The sequence below is a fragment of the Thalassotalea euphylliae genome (assembly GCF_003390395.1).
Lineage (GTDB): Bacteria > Pseudomonadota > Gammaproteobacteria > Enterobacterales > Alteromonadaceae > Thalassotalea_F > Thalassotalea_F euphylliae_C.
This window is the reverse complement of record NZ_QUOV01000001.1, coordinates 1,822,675-1,848,247: the sequence shown is the minus strand read 5'-3', so window position 1 is coordinate 1,848,247 and position 25,573 is coordinate 1,822,675. Positions and strand designations below refer to the sequence as shown.

Annotated in this window: 18 protein-coding genes; 6 read left to right on the top strand and 12 right to left on the bottom strand. The window is 41.5% G+C overall.

The features are described from left to right. Positions 1-358: 358 nt before the first annotated feature. Positions 359-628, top strand: coding sequence for a DUF2375 family protein (locus DXX92_RS08190; protein WP_116000007.1), 270 nt, complete (start codon positions 359-361; stop codon positions 626-628). Between the two features lie 55 nt (positions 629-683). Here the strand turns inward: DXX92_RS08190 and DXX92_RS08185 are convergent, their stop codons facing one another. Then, complete coding sequence (locus DXX92_RS08185; RefSeq protein ID WP_116000006.1) at positions 684-1,217, bottom strand: DUF962 domain-containing protein; 534 nt, start codon at positions 1,215-1,217, stop codon at positions 684-686. 307 nt (positions 1,218-1,524) lie between these two features. Here DXX92_RS08185 and ubiG point away from each other — a divergent pair, with 307 nt between their 5' ends. From ubiG to yfaE, 5 genes are all read left to right on the top strand, one after another. Beyond that, the gene (gene ubiG, locus DXX92_RS08180) at positions 1,525-2,235 is read left to right on the top strand and encodes a bifunctional 2-polyprenyl-6-hydroxyphenol methylase/3-demethylubiquinol 3-O-methyltransferase UbiG (RefSeq protein WP_116000005.1); all 711 of its coding nucleotides are present in this window, start codon (positions 1,525-1,527) and stop codon (positions 2,233-2,235) included. Next, positions 2,235-2,942, top strand: coding sequence for an HAD family hydrolase (locus DXX92_RS08175; protein ID WP_116000004.1), 708 nt, complete (start codon positions 2,235-2,237; stop codon positions 2,940-2,942). The genes ubiG and DXX92_RS08175 overlap by 1 nt, the downstream gene beginning before the upstream one ends. Before the next feature lie 383 nt (positions 2,943-3,325). Next, complete coding sequence (gene nrdA / locus DXX92_RS08170) at positions 3,326-5,590, top strand: class 1a ribonucleoside-diphosphate reductase subunit alpha (protein WP_116000003.1); 2,265 nt, start codon at positions 3,326-3,328, stop codon at positions 5,588-5,590. A 205-nt stretch (positions 5,591-5,795) separates the two neighbouring features. Further along, positions 5,796-6,926 carry a class Ia ribonucleoside-diphosphate reductase subunit beta gene (nrdB, locus tag DXX92_RS08165; protein ID WP_116000002.1) on the top strand — a complete coding sequence of 377 codons (1,131 nt, stop codon included), beginning with the start codon at positions 5,796-5,798 and terminating at the stop codon, positions 6,924-6,926. A gap of 53 nt (positions 6,927-6,979) precedes the next feature. Continuing rightward, positions 6,980-7,261, top strand: a complete 282-nt coding sequence (gene yfaE, locus DXX92_RS08160; RefSeq protein WP_116000001.1) for a class I ribonucleotide reductase maintenance protein YfaE — start codon at positions 6,980-6,982, stop codon at positions 7,259-7,261. A gap of 99 nt (positions 7,262-7,360) precedes the next feature. Here yfaE and DXX92_RS08155 read toward each other — a convergent pair whose 3' ends face one another. From DXX92_RS08155 to DXX92_RS08105, 11 genes are all read right to left on the bottom strand, one after another. Next, a complete protein-coding gene (locus DXX92_RS08155) occupies positions 7,361-8,665 on the bottom strand; it encodes a diguanylate cyclase (protein ID WP_116000000.1) in 1,305 nt (434 codons plus the stop codon). A gap of 163 nt (positions 8,666-8,828) precedes the next feature. Then, the gene (locus DXX92_RS08150; protein WP_115999999.1) at positions 8,829-12,899 is read right to left on the bottom strand and encodes a response regulator; all 4,071 of its coding nucleotides are present in this window, start codon (positions 12,897-12,899) and stop codon (positions 8,829-8,831) included. Positions 12,900-12,931: 32 nt separating this feature from the next. After that, positions 12,932-15,535 (bottom strand): hybrid sensor histidine kinase/response regulator, encoded by a 2,604-nt coding sequence (locus DXX92_RS08145; protein ID WP_115999998.1) that lies wholly within the window; start codon positions 15,533-15,535, stop codon positions 12,932-12,934. After that, entirely contained in the window at positions 15,535-16,698 is a 1,164-nt protein-coding gene (locus tag DXX92_RS08140; protein WP_115999997.1) for a response regulator, read from the bottom strand. The genes DXX92_RS08145 and DXX92_RS08140 overlap by 1 nt, the downstream gene beginning before the upstream one ends. A gap of 131 nt (positions 16,699-16,829) precedes the next feature. Further along, positions 16,830-18,557, bottom strand: a complete 1,728-nt coding sequence (locus DXX92_RS08135; protein ID WP_115999996.1) for an ATP-binding SpoIIE family protein phosphatase — start codon at positions 18,555-18,557, stop codon at positions 16,830-16,832. 4 nt (positions 18,558-18,561) lie between these two features. Then, positions 18,562-18,870 (bottom strand): STAS domain-containing protein, encoded by a 309-nt coding sequence (locus DXX92_RS08130; protein WP_115999995.1) that lies wholly within the window; start codon positions 18,868-18,870, stop codon positions 18,562-18,564. Positions 18,871-18,885: 15 nt separating this feature from the next. After that, a complete protein-coding gene (locus DXX92_RS08125; RefSeq protein ID WP_115999994.1) occupies positions 18,886-20,082 on the bottom strand; it encodes a methyl-accepting chemotaxis protein in 1,197 nt (398 codons plus the stop codon). Beyond that, positions 20,075-21,163 carry a protein-glutamate methylesterase/protein-glutamine glutaminase gene (locus tag DXX92_RS08120; protein ID WP_115999993.1) on the bottom strand — a complete coding sequence of 363 codons (1,089 nt, stop codon included), beginning with the start codon at positions 21,161-21,163 and terminating at the stop codon, positions 20,075-20,077. Before DXX92_RS08120 ends, DXX92_RS08125 begins: the two co-directional genes overlap by 8 nt. A 17-nt stretch (positions 21,164-21,180) precedes the next feature. After that, entirely contained in the window at positions 21,181-21,843 is a 663-nt protein-coding gene (gene cheD / locus DXX92_RS08115; RefSeq protein WP_115999992.1) for a chemoreceptor glutamine deamidase CheD, read from the bottom strand. A gap of 80 nt (positions 21,844-21,923) precedes the next feature. Beyond that, positions 21,924-22,769: a CheR family methyltransferase gene (locus DXX92_RS08110; protein ID WP_115999991.1), complete on the bottom strand. Its 846-nt coding sequence runs from the start codon at positions 22,767-22,769 to the stop codon at positions 21,924-21,926. Between the two features lie 10 nt (positions 22,770-22,779). Beyond that, the gene (locus DXX92_RS08105; protein ID WP_115999990.1) at positions 22,780-25,560 is read right to left on the bottom strand and encodes a methyl-accepting chemotaxis protein; all 2,781 of its coding nucleotides are present in this window, start codon (positions 25,558-25,560) and stop codon (positions 22,780-22,782) included. Positions 25,561-25,573 lie beyond the last annotated feature (13 nt).

Below are 25,573 nucleotides of genomic sequence, written 5' to 3'. Positions count from 1 at the left end.
AAAGCTAGCAATTTCAAGCTTTGCCGAGCATGTCAAACAAGAGCCATTAAGCACTTGATAAATAAACGATAAATTAAATTATTTAAAAGCCAAGTAAAGACTTAATATTGACTAAAATACTAACTTCGTCATTAATCGCTCAGTTATTAATCAAACTCTACAATTAATCGATTTAATGGATGCAAAATCAAATTAAGCAACAAGGTGTAATTACCCTCTGTTTTTCTTCTAGCAAGGACTGACATTCTCTGCTCCATCTATACCTACTACATTTCGATTACAAATTAGTACAGTCTGAAAAAAGACACACACCGATGAACGGGTATAATATGAGATTAGTTTTTAATCAGGAGAAGTGATGACTGATTCCGTGTCTGACAATAAGCAGCTAGTGACCGTATTGTATTTAGACAATAATGACGTTCAACTTAAGCATCATTATGGTCGTTACCCTCGCCGTGACAATGGGCGAGTTGTATTACCCAACGATTTTAAACAAAACAAACAAATTCTTGCGGTATGTAAAGGTATGGTTACCGTATTAAGTGGACTAGGTGATCGTATTGGCAGCGAGAACTTCACAGCAAACGATAGCAGCACAATCCATGAGATGACGGCAAGCCACTAAGCGTGCTTGCCGGTACTCTTTCAAACTTATGCTATATGATCAAGCAGCTTTTTAATCAAACCGCTTTCGCTTGCTCAAACAACTTACGCTTCTCAACGGCCTTTTGATGAACTTCATCCGCCATTTCTTTATTTAGGCCAAGCGCAAAATACAATTCGGCAATTAAAAATAATGGGCCAATCAGCAGCTGATTGATGTCGTCTATAAAAGCCGGTTTAGCTCGCTCATAGGCGTGGCCAATAAATTGAATCACCCAGCCAATAAAAAAGACGCCCAATGCAATAAGCACTGGTTGCCCCATATCGACCACTAACTGTGTACTAATCACTAAAGGTCCAAAGAGCAATGCAATCATCAAGGCTAGCGGCACATGCAATGCAAAATAGTATAGCAATACAACAAGTGCGGCGACGATAGCTAAGCCTATAACCATTTCATGCCCGAAAATTGTGACCTCAAAACTAAACATATTTAACAATAAGGCGATCGACCATATGATCATCGGTACGCCAACGATATGGCTTTTGATATTGTTCTTGTTTAAATGAACACTTTTATAATTGGCTAATTGTTCTATGACGCTTTTCATAATAATTTTGCTCTGTTAATGCTGTTTATTGTTGTTATTTTTTAATTATTGTTCGACTTAATATCGATCGCTTTCTCTTCTTCAATCTAAGTAGTTAGTGATTGAAAATCAATCTTAGCGAGATTTAGTCTTATCAAACCTGAACGATATTCAGCTTTTTCACTCAAACTGTCGCCTGAATTAGTACTTGAATTCATGTGAGCAACTTTATTAGTTTTTTTGTTTTCTCAGCGCTAGGTTTCGCTAAACGCTTAGTTTAAAATCCCAATTAAATAATATAGAGACTCAAGCAATTAGAAACCCTCCTATGTCAGACTCAATCAATGTAAACCCTCAAGAAATCGCTAAATTCGAACAAGTTGCTAGCCAATGGTGGGACTTAACGGGCGACTTTAAACCGCTTCATCAAGTTAACCCACTCAGACGTCAATTTATTTTGCAGCATGTTGAGTCAGTGTTTGAAAAGCAAGTGCTTGATGTTGGCTGTGGTGGCGGTATCTTGTCAGAAAGCCTCGCTAAATTAGGCGCTAAGGTTACTGGCATTGATTTAGGCGAAGAGCCACTAAATGTTGCTAAGCTGCATGCACTGGAATCTGGTGTAGATGTTAACTACGAGAAAATCCCAGCGGAGCAAAAAGCACTGCAATGCCCTGAGCACTTCGATGTGGTGACTTGTATGGAAATGCTGGAGCATGTGCCCGATCCAGCCTCTATCATCCAAGCTTGTACAGACATGGTAAAACCAAACGGCTATGTTTTCTTTTCTACATTAAATAAAACAGTTAAATCATACCTACTTGCAATCTTAGCAGCTGAAAAGGTCTTAAAGATTGTGCCTGATGGCACCCATGATCACGACAAATTCATTAGACCATCGCAACTAATAGGCTGGGCTGAAAGTAGCGGATTGAAATGTATTGATGCTACTGGTATTCACTACAACCCGATCACAGAAAATCATAAACTGGGTGGCAGTTTAGACGTTAACTATATTATCTGCTGTCAAAAGGTCGGCTAATGACGATGTCATCAACATTAAATGGCGCACCACATTACAAAGGTGTTTTGTTCGACTTAGACGGCACACTGCTCGATACCGCGAATGACCTTGGCGAGGCATTAAATGCGGTGTTAACCAGTCACGGTTTACCCAAAGTTCCACGCGAGCGTTATCGACCAGTTGCTTCAGATGGTGCAAAAGGCTTGATAGAACTGGGCTTTGGTGCGGGATTAAAAAACTTTGATTATGAACAATTGCGTATTGAATTTCTCGATTACTACGAAAATCACATTGCCGAGCATACCTGCTTATACCCTGGGGTAGCAGCGCTTATTGAAAAGCTTGATCAACACCAAATTCCTTGGGGAATCGTCACCAATAAACCCATTGGCCTAACGCATGTGCTGTTACCTCATTTTCCTGAACTAAAGTTAGCCGCCTCTGTACTTGGCGGAGACTCATTAGCACAGCGTAAACCTCACCCTGCACCACTACTGCAAGCTGCTAATGAGATTCGAGTAGCGCCAAATGAGTGTTTATATGTTGGCGATGCACCACGCGATATCGAAGCTGGTAACGCTGCTAATATGTGCACTATTATCGCTGGCTGGGGGTACATCGCTAACGATACTGACCTAACGACATGGCAGGCAGATATTCACTGTGCTCATCCAAGTGAAATTAACAAGATGGAATTTCTGTTCACAAAACCATCAAATCGCTAAACCATTGATATATATAGAGATCAAAATATATATTCAAATTAGAAATAAAAAGCGGAATTTAATGTAATAAATCATTCTATGACGGCAAAAAAGTGCAAAAAAACCATTGCGTTTTTATTAAAGCAAAATTAAAACGTACTACTACGTTAGTCATTACTAACCAGTCAATTTTAGGCTAGATTATTAAATAATCACTCTAATTTTTTGCCCTTGCAATAACCGTCAAACCTCATTATCTTGTGATCATATTTTTTAAATAACCCAATATATTGTGTATTGATTATTCAAATAACCACTAGTCCTAGTGGTTTACTAGATTTGAGTAATTACGCAACAGTATCTGCTCAAAAAATAAGAAGAATAAAACACACTCAAGGTCTTTCATGAATAGTAATCTTTTTGTAACTAAACGAAATGGTAATAAAGAAGCCATTGATCTGGAAAAAATTCACAAAGTAATTGCTTGGGCTGCAGAAGGCCTTGATGACGTTTCTGTCTCGCAAGTTGAATTAAAGTCTCACATTCAGTTTTATGACGGAATTAAAACTTCTGACATTCACGAGACTATCATCAAAGCAGCTGCGGATTTGATCTCTGAAGAATCACCTGACTACCAGTATCTTGCAGCACGATTAGCAATTTTCCACTTACGTAAAAAGGCTTACGGTCAATTTGAACCACCAAAACTATACGATCATGTTGTTAACATGGTTGAAAGTGGTAAGTATGACCAGCATTTATTGGCTGATTATACGCAAGCTGAATTTGAGCAAATGGAAAGCTACATCGACCACCGTCGTGATCTTAATTTCAGCTACGCTGCCGTAAAGCAACTTGAAGGTAAGTACCTAGTTCAAAACCGCGTGACGGGTGAAATTTATGAAAGTGCTCAGTTCCTCTATATTTTAGTAGCTGCTTGCCTATTCGCTAAGTACCCAGCTGATAGCCGCTTGCGTTACATCGAAGGATTCTACGACGCTATTTCGACCTTTAAAATTTCATTACCTACACCAATTATGGCTGGTGTACGTACGCCAACACGTCAATTCTCATCGTGTGTGTTGATTGAGTGTGACGACAGCTTAGACTCAATTAACGCAACGTCTAGCGCAATTGTAAAATATGTATCACAACGTGCTGGCATTGGCATTAACGCTGGTAGAATTCGTGCGCTAGGCAGCGAAATTCGAAGTGGTGAAGCCTTCCATACCGGTTGTATTCCGTTTTATAAACACTTTCAAACGGCGGTAAAAAGCTGTTCTCAAGGTGGTGTACGTGGTGGCGCAGCTACCCTTTTCTACCCGCTATGGCATCTCGAAGTAGAAAGCTTATTAGTGCTTAAAAACAACCGCGGTGTAGAAGAGAACCGAGTTCGTCACCTAGACTATGGTGTGCAATTTAACAAGCTAATGTACCAGCGTTTGATCAAAGGTGAATCAATCACGCTATTTAGCCCAAGTGACGTACCTGGCTTATACGACGCTTTCTTTGAAGACCAAGACAAATTTGAAGAGCTTTACGTAAAATACGAGCAAGACGAGTCAATTCGTAAAAAGCGCATTAAGGCAATAGAGTTGTTTGGTTTATTTGCACAAGAGCGTGCAAGTACAGGTCGTATCTACCTGCAGAATGTTGACCACTGTAATACACACAGTCCATTCGACCCTGCACAAGCGCCTATTCGCCAAAGTAACTTATGTTTAGAAATTGCTTTACCAACTAAGCCAATGGCAGATGTAAATGATCCTAATGGTGAAATTGCACTTTGTACCCTATCGGCATTTAACCTAGGAGCCATTGAAAGCTTAGACGAATTAGAAGGCCTTGCAGATTTAGCTGTTCGAGCACTTGATAGCCTATTAGATTATCAAGACTACCCAGTTCCTGCGGCACACAATGCAACTATGGGTCGTCGTACGTTAGGTATAGGTGTTATTAACTACGCCTACTACTTAGCGAAAAACGGTGTTTTCTATTCAAACGGTAGCGCTAATAACCTAACGCACCGTACTTTCGAAGCAATTCAGTATTACTTGCTAAAAGCGTCTAACTTATTGGCGAAAGAACAAGGTGCATGTCCATTATTTAATGAAACAAAATTAAGTAAAGGCATTCTACCTATCGATACGTACAAAAAAGATATCGATAAAGTTACTGGCGAACAGCTTCACCTTGATTGGGAATGGTTACGCGAAAGCATCAAAGAGCACGGCGTTCGTAATTCAACAGTATCAGCTTTGATGCCGTCTGAAACTTCATCGCAAATCTCAAATGCAACTAATGGTATTGAACCACCACGTGGCTTAATCAGTATTAAAGCAAGTAAAGACGGCGTGTTAAAACAGGTTGTACCTGAGTACAAACGTTTGAAAGATAGCTACGAGTTACTGTGGAATATTCCGAGCAACGATGGCTATTTGGAGCTTGTTGGTATTATGCAGAAGTTTATCGACCAAACGATTTCCGCCAATACGAACTATGATCCATCGCGTTACGAAGGCGGCAAAGTACCTGTTAAGCAGATCATTAAAGATTTACTTACGGCATACAAATTAGGTGTTAAAACCTTGTACTACCACAATACTCGTGATGGTGCAGACGACAGCCAGCAAGATGACGGCTGCGAAGGCGGTGCGTGTAAGATTTAGCTTTACACGTTCCGTAATACAAAGCCGCATGGTCAATGCAAATAGCCTAGTTGCTAGCTGCATAATATGACATGCGGCTTGTTCGTGTGTTGAAGCATCAGTTTTAAACACTCGCACATGCAAGATAAAAAACAGTAAATTAGAACAATAGCAATCAAGATGCACATTCAAAAATGTCAGCTAAGTACGACATTTGGAGTTATTAATGACTTACACAACTTTTAATCAAACCCCAACAAACGCCCTGCTTGAACCGATGTTTTTGGGTAATAGTGTTAATGTTGCTCGTTACGACCAACAAAAATACATGGCTTTTGAAAAGCTAATCGAAAAACAACTTTCCTTCTTCTGGCGTCCAGAAGAGGTTGATGTATCAAAAGACCGCGCTGATTGGCAAGGCTTAACGCCATCTGAAAAGCATATTTTCATTTCGAATTTAAAGTATCAAACCTTGCTTGATAGTATGGCAGCACGTTCAGTAAATGCTGTATTACTACCGCTAGTTTCATTGCCAGAACTAGAAACTTGGATTGAAACTTGGGCATTTAGTGAGACCATCCACTCTCGCTCATACACCCATATTTTGCGTAACCTATTTACTGAGCCTGGTGAAGTATTTGACGATATTGTGGTCAACCCAGCGATTTTAAATCGTGCAAGCAGTATCGCAAAATATTTTGATGACGTGATTTTGACTACGCAATTACTTCAATCACAAGGCGAAGGCACGTACGAAGTTGAAGGCGAAATGGTTGAAGTGAGCACGCGTAAATTGAAAGAGCGCTTGTTCCTTGCTATTTGCTCGGTCAATGCGTTAGAAGCCATTCGTTTTTATGTCAGTTTTGCCTGTTCTTTTGCCTTTGCAGAACGTGAGTTACTCGAAGGTAATGCAAAAATCATCAAGTTGATTGCCCGTGATGAAGCATTACACTTAACCGGAACTCAGCATATTCTTAACAACTGGATGTCTGGTAAAGATTGCCCAGAAATGAAAGAAATCGCTGATGAGCTTAAAGAAGAAGGCCGTCAAATTTTCCTTGATGTCGTTGAGCAAGAAAAAGAATGGGCAGAGTACCTATTCAAAGATGGCTCAATGATCGGCTTAAACGCTCAAATACTAAACCAATACATTGAATACATCAGTCATCAGCGTATGAACGCTATCGGCCTAGAATCGCCGTTTAACGTGAAAAGTAACCCACTACCATGGATGAACGCATACTTGGTGAGTGATAACGTACAGGTTGCACCGCAAGAGTCTGAAATTTCGAGCTATTTAGTTGGTCAAGTAGATGCGGCTGTTGCCGATGACGCTTTCGAAGAGTTTGACCTTTAGATCTTCAATAAACTCGATGATATTGAAAAGCTATAGGGCTATCGTTTTATAAAATGAGTGAAAGCGATACTAACGAAAGTCCACACAAGGTAATCGCCAATGGCCAAGAGGTTATATTCACAGATAAACAGCCAGATTTGCTGGTGTGTTTAGAAGAAGCTAACATCGAAGTGCATTACCATTGTCGGGATGGATTTTGCGGCGCTTGCCGTGTCAGACTTGATAAAGGGCAAATTCGATACCCTCAAGGCGAACCGCTGGCTTTTGTAAGTGAAGGGGAAATTCTTCCTTGCTGTTGTGTGCCAACTAGCGATATCGAGCTGACCATAGATTGATACCATGCATTGATATAACAGCAAGCATTAAAAAACCAGCGTTAAGCTGGTTTTTTTATTGTATATCATAGCAACTGTTTATTGTTGCAACGTATTCGTTTAACTAATATTAAGCTCTGTTTTAATACCTGTAATTACTCGATTTAATTCAAACGAAACATTGTCAAACAATCCTTGATAACTTTCCTTATCGCCATCATTAACAGCAAAATCTAGTTGTTTAGCTCGGTCAAATAACTGCATGGCGCCAACTGAACATGCAACTCCTTTGAGGGTATGCACTAAATGTTTAACACTCGCCTGATCGTCAGTATCTATTGCCTGCTGAATTTTAATGCCATCTTGGTGGTGATCATCGAAGAACATCTTAAGTATCTCTTTGAATAAGTCATCATCACCAAGCACATTGCTTAGACCAACTTGATAATCTATCCCAACAAAGCCCTGCTCGCTATTTTCGTTGACTGCGGTTGTTTGCGCAGGAGTTTGCTGAACAGTTTCTTCTTGCCCTTCAGGAGGATGGCTTAACGTCACATTTCGGGAAAGTTGTTTGGCGTCATAAAGAAATTTATCGGCAGTCTGCATCATTTGATTAAAGTCATAACCGACTTCAATATGTTGAGCACAAGCGACACCAATACTGGTCGTGACAAAAATTTGTTCGTTTCCAAGCTCCATTGGCGTTTGCTCTACTGCTTTTCGAAAACGATCACAAGCATTAACAGCGTCGCGCTGATTGACTTCTGGCATACAAACTGCGAATTCTTCACCACCTACGCGGCCAATAATATCGTAGTCTCTAAAGGTTTGAGCAAGTAACTGAGCAAACTGCTTTAACACGATATCACCCGCTTCATGACCATAATTGTCGTTAACGGCTTTGAAATGGTCGATGTCTATCATAGCTATTGCCATGTTATTCATTGCACGAGAGCCCTGATTGATGGCTTTTAAACTCAGTTGTTCAAAGCTTCCTTTGTTATTGAGCTTAGTAAGAAAATCTGTTTGGGCTAAATTCTCAAGTGTCAGTGTTTTCTCGCGTAGTCTAATCGCATTGCGAATTCGCGCGAGCAGTACTTTAGCGATATATGGCTTAGTAATATAATCGTGAGCACCTAGTTCCAGCGCTTCAACTATTTTGTCTTCATCATCAGACGCAGACAGCATAATAACTGGTATGTTGGCCTGCTCAGGATTGGCTTTAAGCTGTTTTAACGTCTCAATGCCTGACATTCCTGGCATATACAAATCAAGTAGTAGGATATCAACATTGTTATTATCAATTGCAGCTAATGCACTTTCGCCATCTTCCGCTTTCAACACTTGATAACCTTCAGCTTGTAGGTCAAACTCAAGTAGCATTAGCGTATCTTTGGCATCATCTGCTGCCAAAACTGTGTACATAAATAGTCCTTAATCAATGCCATTCGCTGCTAATAATAGCGAATAAAGTATATTCGTATAAGACCTAAACTTAACTTAACACGTTAAAAATCATAGATAAGTTTAGCAAATAGGCGAGTAATAAGTACTTTACCGCTCTACTTAGTCATAAAATTATGCGTTTTCATGCCTCAATTGGCTGTGATAAAAACGCTCTAAGATGCTCGATAAACTCAACATAAGTTTTATCTAATGCCTGCGTAAGCTCTTTTAACTGTGCAATATCTTCGACTTTCGCTGCAAGCTCTATTTTAAGTGCAATATCAGCTAGCTGTATCCCCCCTAAGTTATTTGAAGAGCCTTTAAGCTTGTGGGCAAAAGCCAAAATTTCAGTCATATTGCTTTGCGCGAGCGCTTCAATTAGCTGTTCAAAAAGTTCTGGCACTTCATTTATATACAACTCTACTAAATTACGCACCAACTGTTCATTATTTCTCACACGCTTAAACAAGGCTTGCTTATCCCAAAGAGGCGCTAATTTTAAGTCGCTTGGCTCTTCTTCTATTATGTTCGCTTGCTCTACATTCGATAGTAATTCTACCTTCTGGTTGTAGTTGTTTGACTTTTTAACCCAGTGACACAGTGTTTCACCGAGCTTTTCTGCATCCACAGGCTTTGAGAGGTAATCATTCATACCAGCGGCCAAACACTTTTCCCTATCCCCTTTCATCGCATTTGCCGTCATTGCTATGATCGGTATATCTTTATAAAAGTTGCCCACTTTTCCTTGTCGAATAGCTTGAGTCGTTTGATAGCCGTCCATTTCAGGCATCTGGCAATCCATCAAAATAATATCGTATGCCGCATTTGAGGGGGATTGAGCTAATTGCTCCAACGCTTCCCTGCCATGGTTAGCGATATCCGCTCGCCCACCGCCATTGCCAAGAATACCTTGAACAACTGCCTGATTAATTCGGTTATCTTCTACGAGCAAAATACGCATCGATTTAAACGACATATCTTGTGCAGACGGCGAGGCGCTGGGGTGAACATTGTAATGTGTTAAAATGGGCGAACCATCGGAGCCGCTATCCGCCCCTTTACTGAGCACAACCGCCATAGCGTTACGTAAATCGCTGGTGGTTGCTGGTTTAGGGAAATAGGCACTATAGCCGAGCTCAGCAAAATAATTAGCATCGCCTCGCTCACTCATCGACGTCATCATTATCAATTTTATGTGCTTAGCGTTTACAGCTGATTTTATGCGCTGTCCAAGCGTCACACCGTCAATATCGGATAGCTGTCGATCTAAAATTGCCACTTCAAAATAACCAGAAGGCCGCTTAGCAATGGTCTCTAACGCTGATTCTCCGCTGTCAGCAGTGACAACTGATGCGCCCCAAACAGATAGTTGCTCGGCAAGCACACTGCGATTGGTCGCATTTTCATCAATCACTAAGACGTGATGGCCTGAGAAACTAATATCGGGAATCGCCACTGGCGTTTGCTCACTGCGTCGCATAATCAAATCAAAGGTAAACTTACTACCAATACCTAACGAGCTCTCTACACTGACACTACCCTGCATTAACAGACACAATTTCTTGACGATTGCCAAACCAAGGCCTGTACCACCATAACGGCGGGTAGTACTGGCATCAACCTGTGTAAAAGAGTCAAATAGTTTTTCTAATTTATCCCCTGCAATGCCAATTCCAGTATCAATAACTTGGCATTCAAACTTAAGCACATCTTGTCCATCTACTAAAGCTGGTGACAATTTCGCGCGAATAACCACTTCACCTCGTTCGGTAAATTTAATTGCATTACCGACCAAATTAGTGATTATTTGCATCAAGCGAGTTGGGTCGCCCTTAACCATAGATAAGCTTATTTGGCTGACATCTAGGATAATCTCTACACCTTTGTCTTGTGCTTTTAACGCCATAGATTCAGCTATATCACCAAGATGTGAGCGCAAATCAAAGTCTAAAATTTCAAGCTCTAGCTTTCCTGCTTCGACTTTCGAAAAATCTAAAATGTCATTGATCAAATTCAGTAAAGAAAAAGCACTAGCGTTGGCAAGTTGTAAATAATGGCGTTGCTTTGCCGATAAGTCACTTTGCTCTAATAAACCAAGCATTCCAATCACGCCATTCATAGGCGTGCGAATTTCATGGCTCATACTGGCAAGAAATTCTGATTTAGAGCGTAGAGATTCTTGTGCCATATCAAGCGCTTGCTGCTTCAAGTCGTGTAATAACCGTTGTTCAGTGACATTGCGGTTAGTACCCACCAAACGGACGGTTTCTGCAGTTTGCTCAATGATCGCTTTGGCATGCGACTCAATATAGTTTATTTGCCCGTTTGGCATATTAATGCGAAAAGTCACATTAAAGTCTTGCCCAGTTGACAATGATTGCTCAATCGCATTATCAACAATTTGGCGATCTTTCGGGTGTACCGCTTTTAGCCATATTTGTTCCGGTAAACCACCATCACTTTGGTCATAGCCGTACAAATGATACATACGCTTATCCCATGACACACGCCCCGTCAGGCGGTTATATTCCCAAACACCGATTTGCGGCGCTGACAAAGCAAAATCTAGCCGCCAGGCAAGCTCATTGGCATCACGTAGTGCTGATTTCCGCTCAGATTCAAGTAATTTGTAATAGGTATTGTCGCGGATTAAGCCGGTATACATAACGCCTTGGTCGATCGCGACTTGCGAAACAACTAAGAGCACGGGAAAAACTTCACCATCTATGCGCATCGCAGGTAGTTCTTTGCCAGCCATAGAGCGGCAACTTGAGCCCACGTCACTAAATTCAGCCGCAATTTGATCAAACTCTATAGCAGTATCGTGCGGTAACAATTCAGTAAGATGTTTACCAATCATATCAGCTGCGCGATAACCAAACATGCGCTCAGCAGAACGGTTAAAGGCAACGATGTTGGCGTTTTCATCAAAGTTCACCACAGCATCAGTTATCGAGTTAAGAATAGACTGGAGCTTAGCTGACGTTTCTTGTGATTCAGCTAAGGTATCATTCATCGACTCTTTTTGCTGCTCTACGTGTCGAAGCAAGCGAGCAAAACTACGCGCCAATCGCCCTGTTTCATCTCGTTTCGCTGTAGGTAAAGGTAATACTTCGCCTTTGCTTTCATATTGGCTAATACTGGCGATCATATTTGTCAACGGCTCAATAATCCGTCTCGAACCAAGCACAGATAGTCCAAAAGCTATCAGCGCTAGTAGCACCCCCAGCAAAAATACGCGCTCTTCTAATTTGCCAAACTCAGCGGAAAGTCGATGACCGTCATGATAAAAAAGCAGGTTAAGCTTGAGCGGCTGCCCGTACTCATTAAATACAATTTGCTTTGTTGTACTTAGCTGCATGGGTTGCAGCTCTTCAACTTGTTCAGAAATGCGAATTGAGGTAGGACTTTGAGGTGCGCTATCGGCAGCGGCATTGTTGATTGCGAGTGATTTCAGACGCTCTTGCCACTTGTTATCTAAGAATCCGCTATCAGTTTTTTGCTCACTTTGGTAGACGAGATTCGCCTCGCTATCAGCAATATATATATGTTCGCCTACTTTATGAAACGTTGTTAATAGTTCATCAAGTGATGCCAGATTAAACGCAATAATTAGACTCGCAACATGCCGCTCACCTTGGTACATGGGGTTAACTGACACCATCAACGACTGCTTTGCGTCAGCTATTTCAATTTGCTGAAAGTAGGTATCTTTTGTTGCCCTTTCGGTGCTGTTGCGGTTAATGGCATATTTGATGATTTGTTGTTGCACATGATCGGTAACGGTATATTGAGCTGCTATCATCTGACCTTTGCTAGATAACAATGAGATAGTGACAAACTTAGGTTTTGCAGATAGCAAAGATGCAAAGGCAGCATTAAACTGACGCCGCTGATCAGAGAAACTAATGCCGTAGTTTGCTGCGGTGTTGTCATCAACCAATTGTTCGACTAAGTGAGCATCGCTGATCGCAACGGCATCTTCAAAGTTTACGCTGAAATAGCGTTTAACCATAGCAGCAACAAATTCAGCATTTTCCGCTAAATCTTGCTCTGCATGTTGTTTTAGGATTTTTCCGCTTTCAAAATATGACGTTAAGCTCATTACAGTGGCAACAAATAAGGCAATAACAAAACTGATCAGCGGTACTTTGAACTTTAGCGATCGCCAAAACTTTCGCTGCCTGAGTGTTTTCCCATTATTTGTTGTCATCTCGTTACTTCCATTGAGCTTATATTTCAATTTTACATGGAGTTATTCAAATTGCTAAAAAATTGAGATAGCTCAGCGGAATTGAATGGCTTGCGCAGTACTGGGTATGGCCAACTCTTATCATCGTTATCTATATAACCACTCATCGAGCAGATTTTCGCCCTCGGATAACTTTGCTGCACCAATGCTGTGGCTTCACGACCGGAGGTGTCAGGCAAGATCATATCTGTCATAAAAACATCAAAGGGCCCTTTGAGATCAATAGCCTCTATCAAGTCTACTTTATTACTGACATGTACGGTTTCAGCGCCAATGCTTTCTAAAAATAAAGCAACAAATTCAGCAATACTCGCTTCGTCATCAAGAATTAAAATACGCTGGCGATTAACCCCGCCTAGCTGACCGCTTGATGAATCTAGCGCTTTATCAGCTGACCTAGCAACACTAGTTTTTTCAACACAATTACACGGAAACTCAAGCACAAAATGCGCACCACCGAGTTCTGACTTGCCATAGACTCTTATCTGCGCATTGTGTTTATACATAGTGCTATAGACATTCGCCAAGCCAATGCCGTGGCCTTTACTGACTGACTTACTCGAATAAAACGGATCAAATATTTTTGTAAGATTTTCCGAGACAATGCCAATACCGCTATCTTTGACATGTATTTCTAAACTGCCTTTGGCATTGCAGTAAGCGGTTAACTGAATTTTTCCACCTTCATTTTGGGCAAGTGCTTTTTCCTGCTCCTTAATCGCGTCTTGTGCATTGATCACGAGATTAAGCAGAATGTTAATAAACTCACCTTGCGGAAAGTTTATAGAGGCCTCAGTATCTGGTAAATTTATCTCAAGCTCGATATTGGCGACTAACACTTGTCTAAACAAGTATTGGTTATCAAGTATGTCTTTTAGTGGGTCGAATTTAACCACTTTAACCATCGGCTTTTTAGTAAATGCCAATAAGCGCTCTGTAACACTTTTTCCCTTGTCTATTGCATTCTTCACACGCTCAATGTACCGAGAGATATTTTGCTCACCTTGCGAAAACTTAAGCTCAAGCATTTCGATCGCGCCAAGGGCAACACCTAACACATTGTTAATATCATGCGAAACACTGCCAAATGTGTTGCCAAGTAAGGCTAAGCGACTGCTAATGGCTTGCTGCTGCTCTTTTCTGAATTTATCGGTAACATTTTCAACAATCCAGATGTAGACCCCTTTATCGGCTTCGTATGTGACGGATAAATCAAAAACGTTATTGTAGTCATCAAAGCTAATGTGAGTTCGTTTGAGTTGGCCATATTGCCGAGCAGTTTTTTTCAGCGACATATACTCACTAATGCTAAAATTTACATAGTCAAACAAAGCGGTATTACTGCCGCCCTGCTGAGGCGAAATATCTTGGTATACCACGTTGTCATCTTCATCAATAAAGAAGATTGGTACTTTAATGGTGTAATTAACGAGCGCGAGTAGCTTAAGTTTTTCAAATACCGCTTCACTACGAGTAATGTCTCGACTAATACCAAATAGCGCAACGACCTTACCATCTGAATCAACTTCCACTTCACCTATAGTTTCGATTTTCGCTTTCTTACCACTTGCTTGTAATATGGTGGATTTATGGTGAAGGCTTTGCGCACACTCAATACTGCGCTTAAAAGCATTGCGAATTTGTTCACGTTCAGCTTTCGAATGGAACACAAGTTCATTCTCTAGATTCGGGCGAAATGCATGCGGCTCAGTGCCATATATTCGATATAGCTCAGTTGACCAGAACATTTTTTGTTCAACAACATCATAACGCCAATGCCCTGAATTACTGATTTTTTCTGCAAGTGAAAGGTAGTTATTTTGCTTGCGCAATTGTTGTATAAGTGACTTGGTTTCCGTCACGTTGCGCACTGCACCATACATCCGCTCCGGTATGCCGTCGCTATCACGTTTCAGCCTTGCCGTGGCATTCACCCATAACACCTGATTGTTAGTAGTAGTAACTTGATAGGTTGTATTAAAACTTGTTTGTTGGTCTTTAAGTAATAGATCGACTTGTTGCAACATGTTTTGCCATTGCTGCTCATTAATATGCTTTTGCCAAAAACTACTTGGTACTGAAAGCGCTTGGCGTTTATAGCCAAGCATGGCTATCAATTCTGGTGAAAAGTACACTAGATCTGATGCGATATCCCATTCCCAGTAGGTTTCATCAAGCGCTTCTAGTGTCGTTCTAGTGTCTTCCCTAAGCGGTTCACTAATTTCTTTGGGCGGCGTAATATTAGGTACAACAAACAGCCATAGTTTATCGCCAACTTGATGCTCTTTAACGGTGACATAAGACAAACTTGAGTTTGCCGCCTCGAGTAACCACAGCGATTGATGTTGCTTGTGAGATCCAGTTTGCGTGGCTTGACTGGCTTGGTCTAGCTCATTTGCTATCTCACTCGCTAATGCACGTTTTACAGAATGAAGGGGGTAATCTTTTAATATCGAGGCTAAGGGCTTACCCACTAATTGTTCTGGGTTGAGACCAACTAAGCTAGCCAATGCAGGATTAGCTGCAGTGATATCTCCATCACTATCAAGCTCTACAACCGCAATTGGCAGCTCTGTTAATGAGATGCTTTCAGCCATCAAAATAGCTCATCATCTTCATCAAAATCTTCTACTACTGTTTGCTGCTGATTAAGCGACTTCAGGCTATCAACGCTGCCTAATGCTTGATCAAGTAATTGTGTAACTTCTAAAAAGTTAACATCATCTTGGGTATGTTTTTTTAATGCTTTGTGCACTAAGTCGGTTAGATAAGTTTCTTGATCTTCACTCATATCTAACACATGAAAACTCATGCCCATATTCTGGACAATTTCATTCATCACCTCTTGTTGATGATGCTTTGAGATTTCGATCATTTTCTTCGTTTTCACGACAGCTTGTTGAATCTGTTCCTGCACTTCAACCAATGAATTTTTATAGGTGATAAATGCCATACGCGCACCGATACATTCGATGACAGAGGCCAATGCATCGATATAAATATCGGTATCGATTGCGCCTTCCTCTAAATTCAGCACCAAAATTGAGACTAGCGGATGATTGAAAATCGTTCGCGTACCAAAGCGATAAAGACGCGGCTTTACTTTAAGTAGCTCCATCACACCGATTTCTACGGGCGAACATAAGCCATTTTTAGAACTGTAAAACAACGGTTTTTCTTGCAGAGGATAAAAGGCAATACAGCCATGCAAATTCATGCTGTAAAAAAATGAAAAAACTTGATCGCGAATTTCTTCAAAGCTAAAGCATTGGTTTAAACGAGAGGTAAGCTGCATACAAGCACCGTATTTAGATGCTTGCGCCATCGAGACATTGATAACTCGATCTTTTGACATTAACTCACTTTCAAAATCATGAATTTTGTCTTGATAATTAATCAGCTTTTCTAGCTTTTGACTAAGCGTAATAAGCGAGATAGGTTTTGCTAAAAAATCATCAGCGCCACACTCTAGGCCTTTGAGAATAGCTTCTTCAGTAGCAAGCCCTGAATAAAGCACAAATGACTCAGCACCGCGTTGGCTATCAACACATTTTTTTATCCATTCAGAACCAACTTCTTGACCTATATATTCATCAACTAAAGCAATATCAAATTTGCCATGCTGCTCAATTTTCGCTTCCCCTAAGCTCAAACTATCTGCAACTTCAACGGTAAAGACTGTTTCAAGGCATTCTGCCAACAACTCTAAATACTGACTATCATCATCAATAATCAATACGGTCTTTTTTGATTCTGTCATTCAAAAGTCCTTAATTTTCGACAAATGCACTTACCAAATATGAGCCTATACAACAGCAACATAAACGGTTTACATTTGCAGCGTTCCTGTCTGGATAATATGTAATAAAATTGTACTTTTAACGCTATTTATTATGACAGCAAGTAGCTTGCTGTCACTTCGCTCCCACCTTTGCGATAGTCTAATTGCTCACAAAGTTGGCTCACTAGGATAATGCCGCGGCCACTTAACGCCAATTCAACATTTTCTGCCGATGAAATTTTCTCTAGAAATGCTTTATGGTCAAACCCTTTGCCGCTATCTTTAATCACAATATCCATGCGGCCTGAATCGGCTAGTTGGTAATAGCTCAACGATAGTTCAACGGTCCCATCGGTTAATTGTTGGAGCCTTTTTTCACGCTCATGGAAGTACAGCGCAAAACCTTCTGCTTCTTGTTTTAATGATGAATCGAGTACCAATACGCCATGATCCAACGCATTAACAAACAATTCAGTTAAGATGGTAAATAGGTTTTGCCATTGCTCCCCACCACCTTCGAGTTCTTGGATAAAACTCATCGCAATTGGAATAGGGTTTACTTTAGCAAGCTTCTCGCCGGATAAGACGATATTCCACTGCCATAATGCACCAGAGTCGGGTAAGTCAACAAAGGTGCCATAAGGTGCTGGTTTAACTGCCGCGGGAGGGTTCACTGCTACCGATTTTGCCCAATCACCGCAAGGCACACTAATTAGTGAGATATCGTCTTCTTGCAGTGCCCCCTGACAGAATTGTTCAACATCGTTAAGTACAGTTTCACCGAGTGTTTGATTAACAACACCTAATTTTGCTGCTTGCTCAAAGCGCTCGATGCCGTACATTTCCCCGCCATGGTTACCCGCTTCGATAATACCGTCACTTAATAACAATACGCTGTCGGTTGGGGCAACGGATACGACATCTAGCTTACTGCCAGGCAACAACGATTGAATAACCCCAAGTGGCGGATGTGTAGACGCAATTTTATGCTTAATTTCACCCAATTGATCATAAACATACGTGTCTGGCAAACCCGCATTAAAAACATAAGCCGTGGCATCACTACTTGAAATACTGACAAAGCCAGCGGCTAAGAACAGATCTGATGGCAGCAAATCGTATAGCTGATTGTTTATTTGAACGATGATCTCAAAGAGGCTAAAGCCTTTTTTAGTCATCACTCGAAACGTTTCAGCTAACGGTATCGCGCCAATTGATGAGCGCAAACCATGACCAGTGAAATCCCCTAACAACACATTAACGTCGCCATTTGGGCATTGTGCTGTTAATTGAATATCACCACTGAATAACTCAGCAGGTTTTTTTAGGATATCAATTCGGTCAAGGGCAAAGTTACGCGATTCAATTACGCCAGACATCAACTGCTCAGCTAGTTCTGCGTCTTGTTGTTGCGCCTGCTGTAGCGACTTAACCTGCGCATAAAGATCACTAATGCGCTGAATCGACTTGATTTTGGCTTTGAACACTTCCGGTGAAAAAGGTCGAACTAATATCCCGTCGCCGCCCGCTTCAATACTTTCAATAAATGCTTGGTCAGTATCCATACTGGTAATAAAGATTAACGGTGCCAAGGTATTTTTCGACAATGACTTTATTTTCCGTGCGGCCTCGTATCCGTTCATCACGGGCATGTTGATATCCATCAGCACAAGATCCGGCTGATATTTGATATACATATCTACACCACGCGCACCGTCGTTAGCGGTAAACACGCGATAGCCTTCTTCTTTTAAAAGTACACCAAGCACCTTACATTGCATGACTGAATCATCAACCACCAATGCCAATTTGTAATGACGTTCCTGCGGGCTGGCCATATGCTTAATTCTCGATTTTTAGCAAACGGTGGAACTGAGCAATCTCCAAAATTTTTGCAACAGACTCATTAGGCTGTTTAATGATAACCTCGCCTGACAATTTTTCTGCGTGGTCTTTCAGTAGTAAAATCATACCTAGTGCCGAGCTATCCATATACGATGTTCTTGATAAGTCTAAGGTAAATACTGCACCTTGAGCGACTTCGCCAATGTAGCTGTCACGAAATAATTGGTGCAATGAAAAATCAAATCTGTCATCAATTCCTATGGTGATTTCTTTTAGGTTTGAACTTACATGTTTCTTGACTGACATTTACAACTCTCCTCATTAAAATAATTCGACATCGCCTTCGTCCATTGACGATTGAGACACTGTTCTTTCTTCGTTAGCTTGTTTACTCGCTGCAACAGCGTCGGCACAAACTTGCTTAACTTCATTTAATTGTTGGCTCATATCTTCCAGCGTAGAAATTCCAGCCAGTACCTGCTTAAGCTTAGCTAAATTATTCAAATTAAACGCTAAAGAATCAATGGTTTGGTAAGTTAAATCTTCAAACTGCAAAGAACGAACGCCGGTTACCGCCGTTTCATCGATCTGTGCAGATATCGTCGCTAAGCGCTCAACAATATTGGTAGTTTGCTCGTTGACATGCCCAACATGCTCCATCATAACACTGACATTGTCTTTCGCTTGAAGTGTTGAAGTCATGTCTGCTGACGCCATTACTTCTACAGAGCTACGCAATTTTTCAATGGTTTCTTGCGCACCTGAAATTTCAGCGCGAATGTCGTTGTTTAACTCGGTTGAGTTGACCGAAAGTGCACGAACTTCGTTAGCAACGACCGCAAAGCCTCGACCAGCTTCACCAGCGCGAGCTGCTTCAATTGCCGCATTCAACGCGAGTAAATTTGTTTGGCTAGCTAGATTTTCAACTTGCTCTAGTAAACCAAATATACCACTAATTTTTTTAACCATTTCATCGGTATATGACATGGTTTCTAAACTCTGCTTACTCGTATTGATAATAACGCTCACAAAGTCTTCGAGTGTTTGATTTGAGTCTTCAACAAACGAAGCCAGTGTTGTTCCGCCTTCATCACCAATATTTTGATTGGTTTCTATCACTTCACTGATCATTTGTTGCTGCTCTTGACTCAGCGATTGCAGACTTTTAAAGCTATATGAAATTCCGCTAATCGCGTCACGAACTAAACCAGTAACTCGCTGATGCTCCTGCTCTATAACACTTACTTCTTGATCAATCAGCGCTGACATTTGCTCGACGCTCTCTTTAAGCAAGGCGGCATCATACATATCTGTCACATTGCTAAGCTGAGTATCTTCTAGTTGACTGCTGTCAGCTTGCTGAGAACTTTCTGATCTCAATAAATTGATGACTATGCCAGTCGCTATCACCAAGAAAACTGTTGTTAGCCAAGGAAGTTGCAGTGCAACTTGGTTAATGATCGCGACTAAACACAAGGCAATTAGTAGCTTAAGTTGCACATTCTGGTTGTTAAGCATTTAGAGCCCCTTTCATTTCTTCGCGAGTTAATGCTGCATATGCAAGAACTTCTTGGGCGATGTCTTGTAACGCGTGCTCGCTAGTATGGGCATTTAACGCATAAGCTGCTCCAGGCATTCCCCATATCAAACTAGTGGCTTTGTTTTGGATCATGGTACGAGCGCCATGGCTTTTCAGCCTCGCCATCGCTGCAGCGCCATCTTGCCCCATACCCGTCAGCAAGACAGCTTGGGCATTAGCAGCTATTGGCTCAAGCGAATCAAATAATACATCAACAGATGGCTTATGGCGGTTAACAGGTTCAGAATCATCTAACACAGAAAATAACGCACCATTTTTGTGTACCACCTGCAAGTGCTTGTCACCGGGAGCAACATACACATTACCGTCTTTTAATTTCTGACCGTGCCTTGCTTCTTGAACAGTGACCGCAACATGGCCGTTCAACCGATTAGCAAAACGCTCACTAAATTTTGGCGGGATGTGCTGAGCAATGACCACTGGCGGACAATTCACAGGCAATTGATTGATCAATTGTCTCAAGGCATCTGTACCACCTGTTGATGAGCCAATCGCGACAATATGATTTGCTCGTTTACAGCCTGCAAACGGCAAAGTGGTATGTTTATCTGACTTAACGGATGATATCGCTGATGATAACTGAAAGCTCTTTTGGTCAACTTTTACGGCTGATTTGATTTTCTCAAGTAGCAGATCCTTAAATGCATAGCGATTAGCTAGTAACTTCTCAAAACTTGGCTTGGCAATAAAATCAACAGCACCAAGCTCTAATGCTTCAAGCGTAATATCTGCGCCTTTCGTTGTTAGCGTTGACAGCATGATCACAGGCATAGGGCGCAAGCGCATTAAGTTGCTTAAGAAAGTGATGCCATCCATCTTAGGCATTTCAACGTCCAAAGTTATCACGTCCGGGTTAAGCTTTTTTATTTGCTCTCTGGCGACATATGGGTCCTTTGCTTCACCCACAACTTCAAGCTCAGGATCTGAGCTGATAATCTCTGTTAACAAGCCACGAATTACCGACGAATCATCGACAATGAGCACCTTAGATTTATTCATATTCACTGATTTCACTTTTAAAACAATTCGACATCACCTTCAACCACTTCGTGGTCGATGCGCGTGCGGTAATCACTTTCGCGCTGGGCAATCGTATCGTTGTGTAAATTATCTAATCTTTTGACAAAAGCGCGACCGGTTAGTGGGTCGAACATTACTTTTCTTGGATAAATAGAACCGACATCATGGTTGATAACTTCTATCCGTTCGGTTTTTAAATAGTCGAAAACAAAAGCGGTGTTGCGTTCACCAATATCTGACATTTTCTTTAACACTTTGCCGCCACCAAATACTTTGGCTTTTAAGTTTCTGCGCAATCCCCCTTGTTTAAGCAGCATATTGATCAAGTGCTCCATCGCAAAATTGCCATAACGAGTAGCATCTGAAGCAAGGCCGCGCTGACCCCAGTCTACTTCATCTGCATTCTTATCTGTGGCAGGTAGCATAAAATGATTCATGCCCCCCACTTGCGCTTGCTCATCCCAGATGCACGCTGAAATACATGAACCGAGCGTGGTAGAAATAAGTACCTCGTCTGACGTCATGTAAAATTCGCCGGGTAATATTTTGGCCACAACCGTATTGCGTTGTTTGTCCCAGTAGTGGTTCACATGCTTAAACTCAGACGCACAATGTGCTAGTGCTGATCTAAGCGCCGATTTCTCGTGTGCATTTACCATACTTGCTATTACTACTCTCTATATTTGCCAATATTAATAAGGCGTATTTATTTAAGATGGTCTCATTTGACCTATAAAATCTATTCAGGCTTTCTAAAAATTGTTCTACCTACGTTTTCAAAATAACGCTGGTACTCGCCTAGGTTTTCACTGTGACCTAACATCAATAAACCACCGGGAGCTAGTAACTCGTAATAACGAGCAAATAAGTCTTGCTGAGTTGCTTTATCAAAGTAAATAATCACATTACGGCAGAAAATCACATCAAATGGCCCTTTAACAGGCCATTCGTGTAACAAATTCAACTGTTTAAACGTAATTAATGAGCGAACCTCATCGATAACTCTAACTTTCGTTTCATTTGCACCAGTACCTTTTTTAAAATACTTTTGTTGAATTGATTGTGAGATACCTTCAACACGGTTTGCGGTATAAACGCCTTCTTTTGCCGTTGCCAGTACATTACTATCAATGTCGGTTGCGAGAATTTTTATGTCCCATTGACTTAGCACCGGTGCAAAGCTTTGATGAGTAGTAATTCCCAGGCTATACGGCTCTTCCCCCGTTGAACTAGCACTCGACCAGAGCCTAATGCGCTTCGAGTCACTATTTTTATTCAGTAATTTAGGAAATTCATGCTTAGCAAGGTAGTCAAAATGATGCTGCTCACGATAAAAACTGGTTAAATTCGTGGTGATAGCATTAATAAAGTACGTTCGCTCTTGCTCTGGTTGAGATCTCAGTAAATCGCAGTAAGCGTCAAAGCTTGGTAGTTTTCGTTCACGAATAACTCGGGTTAAGCGACGATAGAGCATCTCACGCTTAGCCTCACCCAGCACAATGCCAGCGGAGTCATAAACGTAATCGCAAATAAATTTAAAATTCTTACCACTTAGCTGATAAGAATTTTCTCTTACATCCTTCATCTAGTTAAACCTAAAACTCTTCCCATTCGTCGTCAGCAATCGTTTTGGCTCTTGCTTGACGAGTTGGTTTAGGTGCGCGAAGTTGAGGCTTTCTCGTTACCTCTCGAGTTACGGTGCTTTGAGCAACCTGCTCTTGTTCGCCATTGTCAAAATAAGCCACCTGCTCTAAAAGCCCTTGTGACTGTTCTTCCATTGATTTACTGGCAGAGGCCGCTTCTTCGACTAAGGCAGCGTTTTGTTGTGTCATTTCATCCATTTGACTAACAGCCGCACTCACCTCACCAATACCGGCTGATTGTTCTTTACCCGCATTGTCAATGTCAGCTAGCATGCTACCCACTTCTTCGATTGCGCTGACAAGCTGCTCAAATGTTTGGCCAGTTTCATCGACAAGTTTTGTGCCAAGGCCAACAGCCTCCACACTATCGTTAATCAAGCCTTTAATTTCTTTTGCAGCGCCAGCAGAGCGCTGTGCTAAGTTTCTTACTTCTGCAGCAACCACAGCAAAGCCACGCCCTTGCTCACCTGCTCTAGCAGCCTCTACCGCTGCATTTAATGCGAGGAGGTTCGTTTGGAAAGCAATTTCGTCAATCACACTGATAATATCGGCTATTTTTTTACTCGATTTATTGATATCGCTCATCGCCGTTATCGCATTATTAACAACAGCTCCCCCGCTTTTCGCTTTTTCAACGACGGATACAGAAAGCTTGGTGGCATTAGTCGTATTTTCTGCATTTTGCTGAACGGTACTGGTTAATTCTTCCATTGCCGATGCTGTTTGCTCAAGGCTAGAAGCTTGCGACTCAGTACGGTGACTCAACTCGTTATTGCCTTCAGCAAGCTCTCGAGCTGAATCAAAAACATTGGTCGATGCTGAGCGGATCTCATTCACCATATTGCTTAGGTTTCTGATTGATTCATTCATTGCATCAGCAAGCGCTAAAAATTCACCGTCGTAGCTACCGTCCATCGACTGAGTTAAATTGCCTCTCGCCAGCGCTTGCGCGACATTCTTAGCTTCGCTAATTGGTTGGATAATCGTATCCATTAAGCCATTGATGCTATCACCAAGCTTTCGCATAAAGCCTTGGTAACCTTCCGTTGTAATGCGAGTATCTAGTTGGCCTTGAATTGCGGCGTTAATTAAGCCTTCAACTTGCCCTTGCGCATCTTTTTGCTCAGTTAAGTCAAGCCACTGCACCGCATTGCCGACGTGATTGCCCTGTTCGTCTTTTAGTGCAATAGCAATCAATTCAAACACTAACCCTGAGACTGAAATCTCAGTGGTATATGGCATGTTTTTCATGTCTCCCAGCAAATTTTGCTGATGAGCTGGGTTCTTATGAAAAATATCGAAGTTCGTTCCGACAATATTACTAGCACTAAAAGATGGAAAGACTTTACGTAAGTCATCCTCTCTGCGCGCTAACATTTTGATAACCGAAGGGTTGGCGTAAACAATATTACCTTGTAAGTCCGCCATCATCAGATTAGTTGTCATACCCTCAACAGCAGACATTAAACGCCCAACCTCTAACGCTTTTGTGCGCGCTTCGGTAACATCGTGCCATTCAAGTGCATTGCCTATATAATTGCCGCTAACGTCATTAATAGCGGTTACATTGAGTTGAAACGTTAAATGCTCAATATGAATATCCGTTGTCCATGGCAAGTTGGACGGGTCACTCAATAATTTGCGCTGGTGTTCAGGCTTAACATGGAAAACATCAATGCAAGCACCAATTAACGCAGACTCATCAGCACTAAAACCTGGCCATTTTTGAGCAAATGTAGCTTCATGACGCTTTAATAAGTCCAACGTCGCTTTATTCGCGTAGGTGATGTTGAAATCACGATCGATGAACATACTAGGCGTACTCGATTGGTCAACAGCACCTTGTAATTGCACAGCTTTATTTTCCTGGGCACGTGCATCGGTGACATCTTGCCACTCTAACGAGTTGCCTATGTACTCGCCATCAGCATCGTTAATGGCCGTTACGTTTAACTCAATTGTTAAATGTTCTATTTGAATATCCGTTTTCCAAGGTAAATTGCTTGGATCGGAAAGTAGCGCTCTTTGGTGCTCAGGCTTGACATGAAAAATGTCGATGCAGCTGCCAACAACTTTAGCTTTGTCAGCAACGAAGTCTGGCCACTTTTGCTGGAAAACTTGCTCATGCTTGGTCAGCAATTGCATGGTAGCTTCATTGATATAAGTAACAATAAAGTCGCGGTCGATCATCATAAAAGCAGTTGACGACTGATCAAGTGCTCCTTGTAGTCGTACCGCTAAATCATTGCTTGCTTTGGTTGACGTATCCATAGATGCCTCTTTTTGCACTATCTTAACGATTTGTTGTTGCTGTTCGCTTATTTGGACGATTGCTTTAAATAGGGATTTGGCAACAGCAGTCCAAGCTTTTTTTACTGCAACGCTTAAAGGTTTTTGTATTGCGGTTTCGATACTTGCAAACACTATTTCAGCAATTGAATTGAACGCTTGCTCGTCGAAACCATGGACTTGATGAACATCCGCTATTTTTTTAATAGCGAGTTCAAGCTCAAGTGGATTTGTTAGATCATTGATTAACTTTTCAAAGTTATTGAGTAAATCGGCAGATATACTGATTTCATCGGTGCTATTAAGTCCGAGGTGAGCCACTAGCCAATCTAGCGAGTTACTTTGCTGCACAAGCGAGGTAAAAGCACTTAGACCAAGCATTTTTTGTTCTGCTGGTACTTTTGCCCAACTTACTTGCACAGTTGATATTTGCTTTGGAGTCATCTTCCCTGCCTAG